Raw genomic sequence first — 16,252 nt, 5'->3', positions numbered from 1 at the left:
ACGTAATACCGCCTCGATTCTTTCATCTAACGTATGTTTACTTCTTCTTTTAGACATAGAAAATGCCCCCAATATCGTAGTAAAGAGTTTTTATTATTTCTCTGTCTACCATATTGGGAGCATATCATCATATTGAACGAGGGCTATTTTTCTAACTATTGCTTTTTTGATAGTATGAAACGTTACTATAATTTGTTTAAATAGTCACGTTGGAAGATACACATACGTAACACATCGTGATACCTTCCATTTACAAAAAATTCTTCTTTTAAATCCGCTTCTACATAAAATCCTAGCTTTTTATAAATATGAATAGCTTTTTCATTTTGTTTATCAACAATGAGATATAATTTATGCAAGTTTAATGTTGAAAATGCATAGTCCATTGCTAATTGAGCAGCTGGAAGAGCGTAGCCATTACCTTGATGTTTTGGAGAAATTATAATTTCAAACTCTGCGTTTCTATGAACAAGATAATCAATATAAGCAATATCTACTAACCCTATTCTTTCTCCTTTACTTTCTATTATAAACCTCCGTAAATGCTCATCCTGTGCATGTTTTTCATACATTTCCTTTAATCTTGCAAACGAGTAGTATGGTTCTTCAAACCAATAAGACATAATAATTGGATCGTTTACCAATTCATGAATAAATGGTAAATCCTCTTCCTCTAAAGGCCGTAATCGTAAATCATGTTCCACTTTTCTATATACCTCCACAATTAATTTAAATAACGACGAGTTCTTTTAGAAATTCTCTCCCTCTAATTATATATGTTTACCTATAGAAAGAAAAAGATACTGCATTTCTACTTACTTATAAGTAGCGTTTTTCCAGGTTTTTAAAGACTTCTTCAACTAGTTATTTTATAGGAGCAAAATGATTGTACTGCATCATCGTTGCTACATTTGATTATCCTCAGTATTTCAGAAATACTCTTCTGATCATTATTTTAATCGTCCTTTTGCAAGAACAATAGGTTTTATGTCACTCATTGTAGCTTTGTATAATATGATATTTCCTGTTTGTTGTCTTCCATCGTTAATGGCTTCAGCATCAAAATTTTTATCTAATGCGATCGTCCATACAGCTTGATTCTCTTTCATTAGAACAATAGCAAGCGTCCCGTATTGAATAGTCTCCTCCCAACTAAATGTCTCTGAAGTGCCGTTTGTTATAACGGTAATTCCTTCTGGATGATTGATCACCTCAACTCCATCACCACGCCATTTACCACGCGTAACTGCTCCAACTTCATAATAAGATGTCCCATCCCCACGATCTCCATAGGTAGCTATAAATTGCTGTAAATTGTCATCTGAGGTTTTGTAAGTAACTGCCGCTATATCATTTGCTAGCCACTTTATCTTGGGTGAACTTTTCAAGTCTTCTGGAAGCGTTTGGTGAGGCATTGCCAAAATGCCGAATCTTGAACGATAATATGTAGCTGTTTGTGTGTTTGTCTGCTTTTTTATAACTAATACTTCTTTAAAATTAGGTGAAATGCTAATGATATTTCTTACTTGCTGATTAGTTGAAACAAGCATCCAAGTATTTACAATTGCAAATAACCCTAAGCAAACAACGACAAAAAGCCTCCACATCTTTGACAGACCTAGCAAAAACAAAAGCGCTAACGATAAAAAAACAGCAAAGCTTATATTAAAAAAATAAAATAGACGATTATCAGTATATTCTACCTGAGGATAAATAGTAGGAAGAAATAAAAAAACAATCTGGCCACAAAATATCAGACCCGCTAATAGAAACAGCAGCCAACCTGCTATACGTAATTTACTCTGTTTCAACAGGATCCACCTCCGATACAAACTCCCATGTTTCTCCGCCGTCCATTGACTTAAACTTACCTTTTACATTTCCACCTTTATAATCCCCATTTGGCCCTTGCCTAACTAGCATAGTTAGCTCATTACCATTTTTTTCAGGAGTTTCAGCAATTACAAAATGAAGTGTGTATGTATCTGGCACATAAACTTTTGCTTGTTTCCATGTTTGCCCAGCATCCTTCGTCACATAAAGCTGCGGCTCTTGAGGGTTAATAGTACCATAAGACAAAAAGCCAGTCCGTTCATCAACAAAGCCCCCATCTGCAATTAACCTTGAAATATTAGGCCTTGATGTTTTTTTCCAGCTTTTACCGCCGTCAAAAGTAAGATGGACACTGGAATATTCCTGAGACATAGTTCGATTACCTGAAAGAATGGCATAACCAAAATCATCATTCAAAAATGCTATTTTCCGAAATCGAATAACTCCATAATTATCAACAATAATTGATGTGTTCCATGATTCCCCTTTGTTTAAGGAGTATGTTATTGCGACGTCCTTTTCTCCTTTCGGATGCAAAAATACCGTTCTCTCCTTAGTAAGGATGTAACTTTGCGGAATCAGTTCATCCTTCCTTCCATTGTAATCTCCAGCAAACAAAGGATCTCTTTCTATCGGAACACGGATCCAATTCTCCCCTTTGTTATAGGTTATAAACAGTTTTTCATTGTCTATAGCATGATCGACAACCTGATCTGTGACTAATGAATCCGTTATATTACCATTTTCATGAGGATTACCTCCTTCTGAATGATCTGTTTCATCAGTATCCATCATTAAAGTGGTTTGATTACTTTGCTGATAGATAATTGTAGCAATAATTAAACCAACCAACATAAGAGCGGACAAACTGGTCAAAAACGCTTTCATGAGGAGTACCTCCTTTCTTAAAAGTAAGTTTATGCTCTAAAAAACGAAAAAGTTCATCCCAAATTGCTAGCAATAACATATTATAGACATTTCCATATACAAAACTGCTACCCCTATTAATCTAGTATTATAAAAGCTTAAAAATAGAATAGCGTTATACCTATGGCAATAATCATAATATCGGCACATACATGGATGATCCACGAAAACCAAATTGTCTGGTTTCTCTCATTTACCTTATGAAAAACTATCGCGACCCCCCAAAGTCCTACAAAACAAGTGATAATTAAACTAGGGCTAAACCATAAGGCAATCATGGGAATATGGTAAGTTGCAAATAGCAAAGGGCTAAAAAAGTATCCGATTTTCCTGGGTAATTGAAAGAAAATAAACCCGCGAAAGAAGTACTCCTCTAACAAAGAATTAATAAAAGTAATATAGATGCCAACGAAAATAAACCCCGTGGCGCTTATACCTAATCTTCCAGTTATATCTTGCTTGATTTGGCTAACTGAGAAATAAGGAGATAGCAACAAATAAGCAGCTAAAACGATGGAAGCAGATAATGCTCCAAGGAAAAGTAAACGCAACCAATCTCTTCTATTCATTTTATCTAAAGTTAGAACATCTTTAAAGCGAAAATCGCCAAATAAACGAGTGTATAACCATATCGCAAGAGAAAATAACGTCATTTTGCTTAATGATTTAACAACATAATTAACATCCATTCCATGCTCCACAAAGGCAAGTAAGGCACATATTAGACTAGAAACACTAATAATATAAGCAGTCTTTTTCATTGAAGTTCTCCTCAGAAGTATTTGTCAAAAGGTTTCAATTCTTTTTAATTGAATCTATTAGAAGTGATGAAAATACAAAACGATTATCCTAGTTATGCTTATTTTAACATATAAAAGCCAACGATGACGAAGCTTCGTTGGCTTTTATATGTTAATAATGCATAGATACGTGTAGTTATACCTTAGCTCTATTTTCCAATGAAAGATGAAGAAAAAGTTTGCTTATCGTTAAAAAAGCACCATGTCGGAAGTATTTATTTTGGTTATAGCAAAACCTTAACATCTTTATGAGAAATAGCGTCAGCGATGATACATAAAAGGATACCAATTTTATTCCGCAAATAAATTCATGCTTAAATAGCGTTCTCCAGAATCCGGAGCAATACAAACAACTTTCTTTCCTTTTCCAAGACGCTTAGCTGTTTGGATAGCTGCATATACCGCAGCAGCACCTGATAGACCAATAAAAATGCCTTCTTTTTGTCCAAGTTCTTTAAACAATTGAACTGCATCATCATCTGCAATTTGCATAATTTCATCGTAAATAGACGTATTTAAAATCTCTGGTATAAAACCAGGGCTTGTGCCGACAAGCTTATGCTTACCAGGCTTTCCTCCTGATAAAACAGGAGATCCTTTTGGTTCTACTACAGCGATATGGATGTGTGGAAGCTTTTCTTTTAATACTTCACCTGTACCAGTTACTGTTCCTCCAGTTCCTGCAGTACATACAAAAGCATCTAGCTCACCTTCCATTTGCTCAAGTATTTCCAAAGCCGTTGTTGTTTTGTGAATATCCGGATTGGCCATATTTTCAAATTGTTGTGGAATAAAACTTCCAGGATGTTCTTTTTGTAACTCCAACGCTTTGTTTATTGCACCAGGCATCTTTTCTTCACTAGGCGTTAAAACAACTTCTGCACCATAAGCTTTAAGAATATTCCTTCGTTCAGCAGTACTATTATCGGGCATGACAATGATCGTTTTATACCCTTTTGCCGCCGCACTCATTGCTAATCCAATGCCAGTGTTTCCACTCGTAGGTTCAATAATAGTATCACCTGGTTTCAATAATCCTTTTTCCTCCGCTACTTTAATCATATTATACGCGGCTCTATCTTTTACACTTCTACTGGGATTATACATCTCTAGTTTCACATATACGTCTGCAGCATGGTCAGGAACAAGTTTGTTTAATTTCAACATTGGCGTGTTTCCAATTAATTGACTAATATTTTCTACTACACGCATTTCCCCATCCTCCTTGTTAAACAAGTACTTTAAGAAAGTGATTGTTTCAACGACTTTTCCATTTTTATATGCGGGTTTATAGCAATAAGTGCTTGTAAAAATTGTTGTTTGTCTAGCGGTGATATACTTGTTACGTTAAATTTTCCACAATGCAATACAATTCGGTCAAGTGATAAAGCTGGCGCAGCAGCTAAAGGATTTTTTTTCGCTTGAAAAACGACTTCAATCTCTTTTATATTTATCGTTTGACGAACAGGCCCATAGCGAATTTTAAGTTTTTCACCAATAATCCGATAATCCGTGGCAAACCAAAACCATAATAAGAACACAATTAAAGGAAGGATTAGTAAAATAGACAACCCGTTTCCTGTAATTATCGGTATAAAAAATCCTATTATAGAAATCCCCCATAAGAGAACAGTAATCCATTGATCCTTCTTGGAAGGAAACACCATATATTTTCCTCCTGTATGTTTTTTATTCATTATAAAGGGAATACAACCTTTTTTCCAACTATACCTATTGGATTAACGTATGTACAGAATCGGCTTCGTCCCTTATAGAGAGTTTAAAGCAATACAGAAGTGTTCGATTTAATGACACTTTCATTTTATATTGAATAAACACGCAACAATAAAAGATCCCAATTCCTTTGTCAAACTTAAGAAATCGGGATATTACTTTATAAAGAAAATCACCTATATAAATGATGTGTTGGATGAAACAAATCTTCCTCTGTTTTTCTTACAATGGAAAAGTTTTCAACATTGTAATGTCCATGCAGAGTATTATTATGATGCTGGATAATTTGCTCTGCATGTAAAATATCGCTTCCTGTTGTAGAATGTCCATCACCTACTAATGTAGCATCTAACCCATTAATCGTAGCTGTTCTGACTGCGCTATCAATACAATGCTGGGTCGTACACCCCATCATAACTACATGTTCAATTTCTTCAGATTTAAAGTAATTTAAAAGTCCAGTTCCATAGAAAGAATTTGTTGCGGTTTTATCAAAGAATGTTGCATTTTTAGGTATATGGATTTCTTCATGCACTTGAAAACCCTTCCCTTTGCCTTCTGCAACATCTAAATCCCTAACAAAGACAACAGAAATATTTAATTTACTTGATTTTTCTAGGTCACTAACAAAACTATTTCACTTGCTAGTCTATATTATTAAGAAGAAAGTCTCTTTTCGAAAAAAGTTTAAACAGTAGCTAAGTTAACACATATGGAACGCGTACTTGTTTTTTTAAATACTAGTCATCAGAAAATTTCAATTGTGCACGATGGTTAAAGAACGCTTTGTATGTTAAATGGAGAAAAATTACAACAGTAATTGAAACAGTTCCTGCTACACCAAGCATAATTGCAATCTGATACTTCACAGCACTGACAGGTGATGCTCCAGCAATAATTTGTCCTGTCATCATACCAGGTAAGAATACAATTCCCATACCGACCATTGAATTAATAGTTGGAAGCAGTGCAGAATCAAAAGCTTCATTAATAATCGAATTGGATGCTTCTTTTGGCGTTCCACCTAACATTAAAGCTGCTTCTACTTTTTCTTTTTGTTCTCTCATACCAATAAGTAATTGGTTTACACCTAAAGTAATACCAGTCATCGCATTACCGATGATCATGCCACCAATCGGAATAAATAACTGTGGATCATACCAAGGATCTAATTGAAGAACAACGAATAAAAAATAAGCCATACTCACAGATATGCCTAATACCATAGCTAACGCAATCGTCTTTTTAACAGATATATGAATGGCTACGGTTGCACGTTTATACACATTATAGATAGCAAATCCAAGCATAAATAAAACAATGACTGAAGTGATCGCTGGATGCGGATTTTCAAACACAATCATTAATAAATAACCAACTAAAACCAATTGCACTGTCATCCGTACTGTGGAAATAACAATTAATTTTTGCCTCGGGATACCTTTCACACGAACAATAACCCATAAAATAACAATAAAAACATATGCGAATAGTAATTGCCAAAAAGTTAAATCAATAGAACTTGGCTCGCTCACTTTGTATTCCCCTTTCCATACAAGTCTGTATAATTCATATAGCTTAACTGTTAGGAGACATTTTTACTATAATGATCCATTGCAATGGTCACATCTGCTACACGCCTCGCTAACTCAAGATCATGCGTAATCATAATTAAAGATTTGTTTTTTGTTTTAATAGGTTCGATAAACGCATCAATAACCTTATCTGCCGTATCGCTATCCAATGCAGAGGAAGGCTCATCTAAAAGAAAAACATCTGCTTGTAGTAACATAGCTCTTGCTAATGCAAGCCGTTGTTTTTCGCCACCTGATAAATCTTCAGCAGGAGCGTCTAATGGTTTATGTAAAAAAACCTTTTCTAAAGTCTCTTTAAGTTTTAACTCATTTACTACATCTATACCAGATAATTTCTGTCCAATTTTTAAGTTGTCTTCTACGGAGCCTGGAAATATGACTGGAGTTTGTGGAACCATAGTTATCGATCTCCTAAGCTCGATCGGATTCATTTTCTGCATGTTTTCTCCTTGATAGAAAATAGTCCCTTCGTCAGGCGAATCCAAATGATTTAACAATCGTAAAAAAGTCGATTTCCCACTTCCGCTCTTTCCAACGATACAAACAATTTGTTGGGCAGGGATTTCTAGTTTGTTTATTTCAATAATCCCCTTCACTTTTATATTTTCCGCTCGAAACAATGCCATTTTTATCAACCTCACGATGTAATTTTGCTCGTATACTACATATTTTCACTTATTACTACTGTGTTACTCATTGAACAATATAGTCCATATAACATTCCACTTACTAACTATAAATTATTTTGTTAGCTTAACCAAATAAATTGATTTCATGACAGTAAAAAACAGGCTGGACATACGTGCAAACGATTGCTTTCTTTTCGAAGTAGTGACTGTTTTTAGTATTTGGATCTAAATCATCGTGCTTGTATCCGTAATAAGGAATGAAACAGAAGGATTGCAGAGAGGCATCCCCCATACCCCTCATAGGTATATGGGATACCCCCCTATAAACACCTTTATTACATGACAGAAACACAAAAACTTGGCTTCATCGCCAAGTTTTTGTGTTTTGAGACAACAGGAGAGGTCATGTAGTTAGTTAATTCTCTTTCGACCAATCATCTCCAGTTATCTCATTTAAATAATAGGATCGAAATTACCAGTATAAAGTAGTCTATACAAGCTTATCTAAATACTTCCATTCTAGAGATTCGAAGGTGCCAATTATTCGTTCACGATCATAATTCCATAATGCTCGGTCTAGTTCACACGTAATGGGAACATTGCACTTTATTTCAGCAAGGCTTCTTGATAAGAGCAACATATCCATATTTGTTTTTATTTTTGTTTGTACACCTTTTGGCAATGTATTTATATTTGCAATTAATGCATCAATAGATCCATGTTCTTGAATTAATTTCAACGCTGTTTTTTCACCGATGCCTTTAACACCTGGGTAGTTATCAGAAGGGTCTCCCATTAATCCTTTTAAATCAATTATCTGTTTCGGTTGAATACCTTTTTTCTCATAGAAATTATGTTGATGAAATAAATCGTAATTTCCCTGTCCTTTTTTCATAATTGCCACGCGGATACCATCATCCACTAATTGTAAAATATCTTGATCACCTGTAAGAATAGTTACTTCGTGATCTTTCGCATATATCTTAGCTAGGGTTCCAATACAATCATCTGCTTCATAATTTTCTAAACCAATATTTGGCATATTAAAACGATCTACCACTTGTTTTGCTAAGTCAAATTGCGGTATTAATTCAACTGGTGGTTTATCCCGGTTAGCTTTATAATCAGCGTACATTTCCGTTCTAAAAGTTTTGCTCCCCATATCCCAACAGCAGATAACATGCGTAGGTTCAAATGTGTGCACAGCGTCTAAAAAATAGCGCAAAAACTGATAAACCCCATTTGTTGGCATCCCTTCACTTGTCTTCATGAAATTACCACGGAAAGCTGTGGCAAAGAAACCTCGAAATAATAGCGCCATGCCGTCAACTAGCATTATTTGATGTTTATTCAAAGTAAAATCCTTCTTTCTATTTGTGATCTGCTAAAATAGCAGATATATGATCATGTTTGTATAATAACTCTTGCAACGAAACGTTTGATGACATCATCTCTTCATAACTTTCCATATGTTTTTGGAGTTGATTAGCCATAGTCTGTTTTAACTCCTCTATAATTGCTGTCCACTCTTCCTCATAAAAAGCGGCCATCATTTGTTCCTTCTCATCCATAGATTGTTTCGTTACTGGTTTAAGTAATTCAAAGATAGTCTCTTTCATTTGTTCCTTCTCATTTTTAGCAAAGAAAGCTTTTGTGTGTTTATATGATTGAACAATTTGAGCAAAAGCTTGCAAATTAACATTTTTTAAAGGCTCGATAAAATCAGGTGAAGCAATTTTCTTTCTGTCTATTTCTGCAAGCAAAAATGAATGATCGATTTTTTGACTCTGTTTCTCTACGGATCGGTACACTTCTAGCATTTTATCATTCATAAATGCCTCTAAACGTAACGATACAGCTTGTAACTCTCGAAGCAATTCAGTTTGACAGTAATCAACCAAGTTTTGTAGACAAATCCAAACCTGTTGCCGCCCTTCTTTACCGGATTCCGTAATTGTTGCTGGATTGAATGTTTCTTTAAATATATCATGGAAGCGAATGGAAAATCGCTCCAAAACATAATATATTTGTTTTTCCACTTTTTGTTTCACTTGATTTATCTCTATTGTACCTTTCATACGATCAATGATCTGTTTTATTTGCTGGCGTTTTTGTTCAATGGTGTTTTTGAACGTCTCTTTTTCTTGTTGATCCAATTTTTGTGATGCTATAAATTGTTGAAGCTGTTGCTCTATACGTTCCACATCTCGGTAAGCTGCAGCTACAGCCAATTTCGTTAAACCGTGATGGAGAAATGGATAAAAATCGTCTTCAAACTTACTCATAAGCTCATCAGGACGATGATTCATTTGCTTTTCCGTTAATGCATTCCTACTAGAGACAGGGTACAAGCGAGGAAAACGAATCCCTAATTGCGCTAGCTGTTCTTTTACATATGTTGAAACTAACGATAATTCTGCTTTGTCTTTTGCTAGATCAGCTGCATTAACGACAAAAAACATTTTATCTAATTCAAAAGCATCTTTTACTCTACCTAATTGCATAAGAAAATCTTTATCGCCTCGATTCAGTGCATGATTATAATAGGTTACATAAAGAATTGCATCTGCATGTTTAATATAATTAAAGGCAACATTTGTATGTCTGGCGTGAACAGAGTCTGCTCCAGGAGTATCAACAAGACTGATTCCCTGTCTAGTTAATTCACAATCGTAAAAAAGATCAATCGTGTCGACAAAGCAAGCTTTCGTCTCATCTGTCACATAGCTAGGGAATGCTTCTATAGATAAAATAATTTCTTTACCTAAGTCATCCTTCATGGAATCGAAACCACTTAAAACAGCCTGCAAAAATGATTGATACGTGTTTTCTAAGTCTGGGTGATGATGAAGTTGTTCCCTAGTAATCCAAGTAATCAAATTTTCTAGTTCATCTGCAACCGGTGAAAACTTTTTGGTCATGGACGTTATTTCTTTCACTAATTCTTGTTTTGTTTTTAATTGTACCAATAGCGTCCCATGCTGATTTTTATCTGTCACTGGGTGTATTCGATTGACAGTAGCAGTGGTTGGATTTGGTGACACAGGTAAAACAGCTTCTCCCATGAGTGCGTTCGCAAATGAAGATTTTCCAGCACTAAAAGCGCCAAATAAAGCAATCGTGTATGTGCGATGTTGTAATCGTTGTTGTTTACGAGATAAATCTTCTATAAGTGATTGAAAGCCTGGTAAGTTTTTAACCGTATCTAAGGTCTGTTCAATAGCCTTTATAGCCCTATCCACTGGTTGTTTTTCTTCTGTTAATTCCGTTGTTGTTTGACTCGATTTGGTTAGTAGCTTGTCAGGGATGTTTTCCCGCTTAAATAGTGCTGGCTCACTTGCAAATTTTATACGTTTTTTTTGTTTTGATACATGTTCTTCTATTTCTACAATTGTCATTTTCACAGTAGCAGACTTATGATAACGATCCTGTCTAACCATCGTTTGCTTTTGTTCTAATTCATCTACTAATGCATAATAATGGTTTGATTTTTCTTGAATATAATTGATTTCTGTTAATTGTTGCTTCAATCGTGAACGCTCAGGAGCCACCTCAGCTTGAAAAGCTTGCTCAATTTGGTTCCATAAAGTATGTGCTAATTGTTTTGCTCGCTTCTTTATTTCATGCGCCACATCATTGGTATAATGAAGGATCGCATCACCATTAAGTGTCGCTCCTTGTTTCATCGTTCTTATAAGGTCTTCTTCCTTAACAGCAATCGTAAAGTGCTGTAAATCATGTTGGACTTGTCCATCATCCACTTTATACGCTTTTATCAATTGGAGCCATTTGTCTCGAAGTTTCCATTGTAATCCAGCCTCTACATTCTGCTGTAAATCTGATACAAATTCAGTTAATCGTTTTTTTCTCTCTTCCTCTGTTTTCTTTTTCGCCCCAATAAAACCAACTTTAAAATTGCTTTGTTGAGATTCTAAAAAAGAAGTAGCTTTATCTCTTAGTGTTGCTGGCATTAAATAAGCATTCTTTACCGTTTCTTGTAAAATGCTATAAAAATCTGCTTTTAAATCAGCTTCCCTCTGTTCAAGTGCTGATAACGCATCTACTATGATTGATTTTTTTACAAGCTTTTCCTGTTGCTCACTCGTAACATAGTCATTTTCCAATGCTTCTTCATATTGTTCTTGAAGAAAATCAACATGTTGTGTAATGATGTCATCTATATGGTGTTTACGATCTAATAACGCTTGTTTACGACTAGTCAACAATTCTTGTATGGCCTTTTGAAGCTCGGTAAATTGGTTATGCTTCGACTTTGGTTCATATAAGGAAGTGTAAAAGATTTTTTCTGGTTTAATTTCCCATAGATCAAAAGTTTGCTTAATACTCTCTTTAAAACTAGCAAATGTTAATTCCGACTCCTTATGTTTATCAATCTGATTAATGATGATGTAAAACGGAATATTCTTTTGTTGAACATTACGCATAAATTGTAAATTCACTTCTGATTGCACATGATTATAGTCCATCACATAAAACAATGCATCCATTAGATGGAGGGAACCCTCTGTCATTAATCGATCTGCATCGTCTGCAGCATCAATACCAGGCGTATCAATAAATGCAGAATTGGAAGGAAGCAATTGTTCAGATGTACTAATTTCAATCTTTTGGATATTATCCTTATCCATGGAATATTGTTTTAAAACTTCCAAATTAAACGGTTCTTTATATTCTTCTGGATCACTATGTTTAAAATACACCCTAATGCTGCCCTTGCCAGATGTGATTTTAACAATGTTTGCACTTGTTGGAATTGGGCTGTTTGGTAAAATATCTTGCCCAAGCAAAGCATTAATCATCGATGATTTCCCAGCAGAAAAATGCCCAGCAAAACAGATCGTGAGTTCCTGTCTCTTATATTTATCGTAGAGCTCAATTAATTTCTCTGTGCGTATGTCATCTCCGTTTTCGCGTACTTGTTCATATACAGAAGCTAGTTGATATACGAAACGTGGCGCGGTTTCTTTCTCCATGATGATCTCCCCCATAAGTTCTCTTGCATCCCCTTATCCGATTTACTAGCGTCTATTATACGAGATATGTAACTCTATTTCTACTTAAAATCATTTTAGTTTACATAATAAAATTACAGTTAATTTAAAACCACACTTTCATTCTTCATCTTAACGAATCGTAAAACACACAAAAAAGCGAAGTATGATGGTACTCTCTACTTTTTTGTGTGTATCAAAATAACGAACACTGAAATCATAAAGTTAATTTCCCACCATGATAACAATAAATATATTTAACTTTAAGATTTTTAATTTTATTCAATGACTGTTCTGCTTGCTTAATATCTAAACAAAAATGCGGGTTAGCAATAATCAAATCATCATAGTTTTTAACAGCTGCATCTCCAGTAATTACACTTTTTAAACTTGGAAAATACAATGTAATATGCCCCGAAGTATGACCTGGTGTTGCTATTATTTTACACTTGCTATCTAAAATTATATCACCATCATTTACCTTCTCATCTACTGCGACATGCTTCAACTTTCTTAATTGCTGTACAAACCATATACCAAACTCCAAATCCTTTTTTGGCAAATTTTCCAGCATATCTTCAGCTTGAACCAATCTCTCTGATTTTATTTCGCCACTAATGTATGTTGATTCAATTTCGCTAGCTATAATATTAATCTGCGGATATTTTACTTTAAAATCATATAATGAACCTATATGATCATCGTCATAGTGCGTAACAATTACGTTTTTTAATTGCTTCATTTCATATCCATTCTTAATAATTTCATTTTCAATTAAAGGCAAAAAATTTGCATACCCTGTATCGACCAAAGTTAATTCATCATTATTTGAAATAAATAGGCTAGGGTAGATGCAATTTTTTTGCCCATTAAATTCAAATTCAATCGGTAGTTCTATTATTTTCATTTTTCCTCCACTATTAACAAGAAATCTATTTATTTCCAATATGCCCTAGTAACAAAGCATTCTTATTATAGCAGAAAACGTCTTACATGTAACAAATGCTCTTAGATATTTGCGAAAAAATTTACACATCATAAAAATCATTTTAGTTTACATCACAAAATTATTGTATTTTAAAATGAACGCTCGCTATTTATGGATTAGCTGAGCGTTCATTATATTTAAATTCTCTATACCGGATATACACCATGTTTTCTTTCCGTAAATGTTACATTTTTTGATTCATAGATAGAAAAGCGTGTCTTTAATTCTTCTCGCAACTTCTCTGGATCAATAATTGCATCAATTACCATTTCTGAAGCTAAGCGGTAAATATCAATATTCTCCTTATACTCTGCCTGCTTTTCTTTAATAAAGGCCGGTCGCTCATCTTCCGGTAATTCCTGAACCTTATTCGCATATACGGCATTCACTGCTGCTTCAGGTCCCATAACAGCAATTTGAGCAGTAGGTAAGGCTAAACAGCAATCTGGTTCAAAAGCTGGTCCTGCCATAGCATATAATCCAGCTCCGTATGCTTTCCGCACGATAACAGAGATCTTAGGAACCGTCGCTTCACTCATTGTCGCGAGCATCTTTGCTCCGTGACGAATGATGCCAGCGCGTTCCACTTTTGTCCCAATCATAAATCCAGGTACATCTACTAAGAATAACAGTGGGATATTAAATGCATCACAGAGTTGCATAAATTTGGCTGCCTTATCCGCTGAGTCCGGAAATAAGACACCGCCTTTCATCCTTGGCTGATTGGCAATAATACCAATAGACCGTCCGTCTATTCTTGCTAGACCCGTAATTAGTTCAGGCGCAAATTTCTTCTTTATCTCACAAAAGCTATCTTCATCTATAATTTGATCAATAAGATCATACATGTTAAAAGCAGCATTTTGATTCTCTGGAATTAAGTCAGAAATAGTTGTTTTCAGTTGTTTTGTTGCTTTTGCTTCTTCTATGTTTGGTTTCTGCCTAAAATTGGCTGGAAAATAACTTAAGTAAGTTTGCGTGTATGCAATGGCTTCTTGCTCAGACTTTGCTAACACATCGCCAACCCCCGAAACAGAGCAGTGCATGTTAGCTCCACCCATTTCTTCTAAACTAACTTGCTCGCCAATAACCTTTTCTGCCATTCGTGGTGAACCTAAATACATAGAAGCGTTTCCATCAACCATGACGACAATATCACAAAAAGCAGGGATATAAGCGCCTCCTGCTGCAGAAGGTCCAAACAATAGACATACTTGCGGGACGCGACCTGATAATTTTATCTGGTTATGAAATATTCGTCCGGCACCTCTTCTTCCAGGAAACATTTCTACTTGATCTGTAATTCTCGCACCAGCAGAATCTACTAGATAAATCATGGGAATTTCCAGTGATAAAGCAGTTTCTTGAATTCGAATGATTTTTTCCACGGTACGCTTTCCCCATGAGCCAGCTTTGACCGTAGAATCATTTGCCATGATGCAAACGGATTGGCCGTTTATTTTCCCAATCCCTGTAACCACACCATCAGATGGTAGTGCACCATCCATGCAATTTGCAAAAAAAGCATCTTCTATATTTAAATCTTCATCTAATAACCTTTTTAACCGTTTACGTACAAACAACTTACCTTTTTCCTCATTTTTACGATGATATTTTTCTTGTCCACCACTCTTAATAGTAGCTACTTTTTCATCATATATATTCTTATGAGTCATCGTATTTAGCCTCCCATTTAGTTCCCCTCATATTTCGGTAGTCTTTTCTCACGAAAGGCGTGTAACCCTTCCATTCGATCTTTCGTTGGAATTGTTTGCTGATAGCCTAATCTTTCAATAAGCAAACCTGTTTTTAAACGTCGTTCCTTTTTTCTCCAACGTTCCAACACGTTTACCTCCATTTTCAAATCGCTGAAAATATTTATGCCCATCTCGATGAATCGTTACTTCAAGCCATTCTGACAAAGCATTTACTACTGAAGCACCAACTCCATGTAAACCCCCACTGGTTTTATAACCGCCTTGCCCGAATTTACCTCCTGCATGTAAAATCGTAAAAATAACTTCAGGAGTTGGTTTTCCTGAACGATGCATGCCTGTAGGTATTCCTCGTCCATAATCTGTTACGGAAATGCTATTATCCTTATGTATCATTACTTTAATGACATCGCCAAATCCAGCCAAGGCCTCATCTACCGCATTATCTACTATTTCAAATACAAGATGATGCAATCCTCGAAGATCTGTACTTCCAATATACATTCCAGGTCGTTTTCGTACAGCCTCAAGGCCTTCTAGCACTTGAATCGAGTCATCACTATATGAATTAGCTTGTTTTGTCACGCCGTACCTGCTCCTTTCATTTCTGTATGTACTATATTAGAACGAACGTTTGCATATGTAAAGAAGAAAGAAGTTACTTCGCTGGTAAATAGTCTTTTCATACTATATTATAAATAGCACACTTCTATTGTAATTAGAGAAAAGAGTTAGAAATAACATTTCAATTTGAACATATCTATAAATTTATTACTCCATAATAAAAGTTGGGAAAACTATTCTTATTTTAATGTAACGGTTAATTCGTTGCTATGAAGCATTCATGATTTTAACTGCCTTCCATCTTCCTATTTTAAGCCCCGTTACTTATTATACTATAGAGACAAGTTGCTCATATTGCAAGAATGACTCTCATTTAAACATGCTAAATCGCTGTCTCCCCCAATCATTGAGAAGGTTTTTGTCCACACTCGTTAATATAAAAGAAGTATATATTA

The 16,252-nt window shown here is 35.1% G+C and carries 12 protein-coding genes and 3 pseudogenes; all 15 read right to left on the bottom strand.

What is annotated here, in order from left to right; translation table 11 throughout:
- Positions 1-185 precede the first annotated feature (185 nt).
- Positions 186-704, bottom strand: a complete 519-nt coding sequence (gene speG, locus HLX49_RS08310; RefSeq protein WP_296361191.1) for a spermidine N1-acetyltransferase — start codon at positions 702-704, stop codon at positions 186-188.
- Positions 705-950: 246 nt separating this feature from the next.
- Positions 951-1,811, bottom strand: coding sequence for a hypothetical protein (locus tag HLX49_RS08305; protein ID WP_296361189.1), 861 nt, complete (start codon positions 1,809-1,811; stop codon positions 951-953).
- Positions 1,798-2,721, bottom strand: a complete 924-nt coding sequence (locus HLX49_RS08300; RefSeq protein ID WP_296361187.1) for a WD40/YVTN/BNR-like repeat-containing protein — start codon at positions 2,719-2,721, stop codon at positions 1,798-1,800. Before HLX49_RS08300 ends, HLX49_RS08305 begins: the two co-directional genes overlap by 14 nt.
- Positions 2,722-2,858: 137 nt before the next feature.
- Positions 2,859-3,521 carry a CPBP family intramembrane glutamic endopeptidase gene (locus HLX49_RS08295; RefSeq protein ID WP_296361185.1) on the bottom strand — a complete coding sequence of 221 codons (663 nt, stop codon included), beginning with the start codon at positions 3,519-3,521 and terminating at the stop codon, positions 2,859-2,861.
- A gap of 330 nt (positions 3,522-3,851) precedes the next feature.
- The gene (gene cysK / locus HLX49_RS08290) at positions 3,852-4,772 is read right to left on the bottom strand and encodes a cysteine synthase A (RefSeq protein ID WP_077703765.1); all 921 of its coding nucleotides are present in this window, start codon (positions 4,770-4,772) and stop codon (positions 3,852-3,854) included.
- Positions 4,773-4,801: 29 nt separating this feature from the next.
- The gene (locus HLX49_RS08285; protein WP_296361183.1) at positions 4,802-5,227 is read right to left on the bottom strand and encodes a PH domain-containing protein; all 426 of its coding nucleotides are present in this window, start codon (positions 5,225-5,227) and stop codon (positions 4,802-4,804) included.
- Positions 5,228-5,466: 239 nt separating this feature from the next.
- Positions 5,467-5,913 (bottom strand): annotated as a pseudogene (locus HLX49_RS08280) (isochorismatase family protein); the annotation flags it as partial.
- A gap of 121 nt (positions 5,914-6,034) precedes the next feature.
- Entirely contained in the window at positions 6,035-6,829 is a 795-nt protein-coding gene (locus HLX49_RS08275; RefSeq protein ID WP_077703770.1) for an ABC transporter permease, read from the bottom strand.
- Between the two features lie 50 nt (positions 6,830-6,879).
- Entirely contained in the window at positions 6,880-7,515 is a 636-nt protein-coding gene (locus HLX49_RS08270; protein WP_206193285.1) for an ABC transporter ATP-binding protein, read from the bottom strand.
- Positions 7,516-8,008: 493 nt separating this feature from the next.
- Positions 8,009-8,854 carry a 5'-3' exonuclease gene (locus tag HLX49_RS08265; protein WP_073004823.1) on the bottom strand — a complete coding sequence of 282 codons (846 nt, stop codon included), beginning with the start codon at positions 8,852-8,854 and terminating at the stop codon, positions 8,009-8,011.
- A gap of 34 nt (positions 8,855-8,888) precedes the next feature.
- On the bottom strand, positions 8,889-12,512 hold the full coding sequence (locus tag HLX49_RS08260; RefSeq protein WP_296361174.1) for a dynamin family protein: 3,624 nt from the start codon (positions 12,510-12,512) through the stop codon (positions 8,889-8,891).
- A gap of 235 nt (positions 12,513-12,747) precedes the next feature.
- Positions 12,748-13,437 (bottom strand): MBL fold metallo-hydrolase, encoded by a 690-nt coding sequence (locus HLX49_RS08255; protein ID WP_296361172.1) that lies wholly within the window; start codon positions 13,435-13,437, stop codon positions 12,748-12,750.
- A gap of 227 nt (positions 13,438-13,664) precedes the next feature.
- Entirely contained in the window at positions 13,665-15,194 is a 1,530-nt protein-coding gene (locus HLX49_RS08250; protein ID WP_296361170.1) for an acyl-CoA carboxylase subunit beta, read from the bottom strand.
- Between the two features lie 17 nt (positions 15,195-15,211).
- Positions 15,212-15,331: pseudogene (locus HLX49_RS08245) on the bottom strand (enoyl-CoA hydratase); the annotation flags it as partial.
- A pseudogene (locus HLX49_RS08240) lies at positions 15,327-15,818 on the bottom strand (ATP-binding protein); the annotation flags it as partial. The pseudogenes HLX49_RS08245 and HLX49_RS08240, both read right to left, overlap by 5 nt.
- Between the last annotated feature and the right edge of the window lie 434 nt (positions 15,819-16,252).

Origin of the sequence: Virgibacillus sp. (genome assembly GCF_013393565.1) — a bacterium.
GTDB classification, from domain to species: Bacteria; Bacillota; Bacilli; order Bacillales; family Amphibacillaceae; genus Virgibacillus; species Virgibacillus dokdonensis.
Note: the sequence above shows the minus strand (reverse complement) of the source record. Positions and strands in the feature narration are given on the sequence as shown.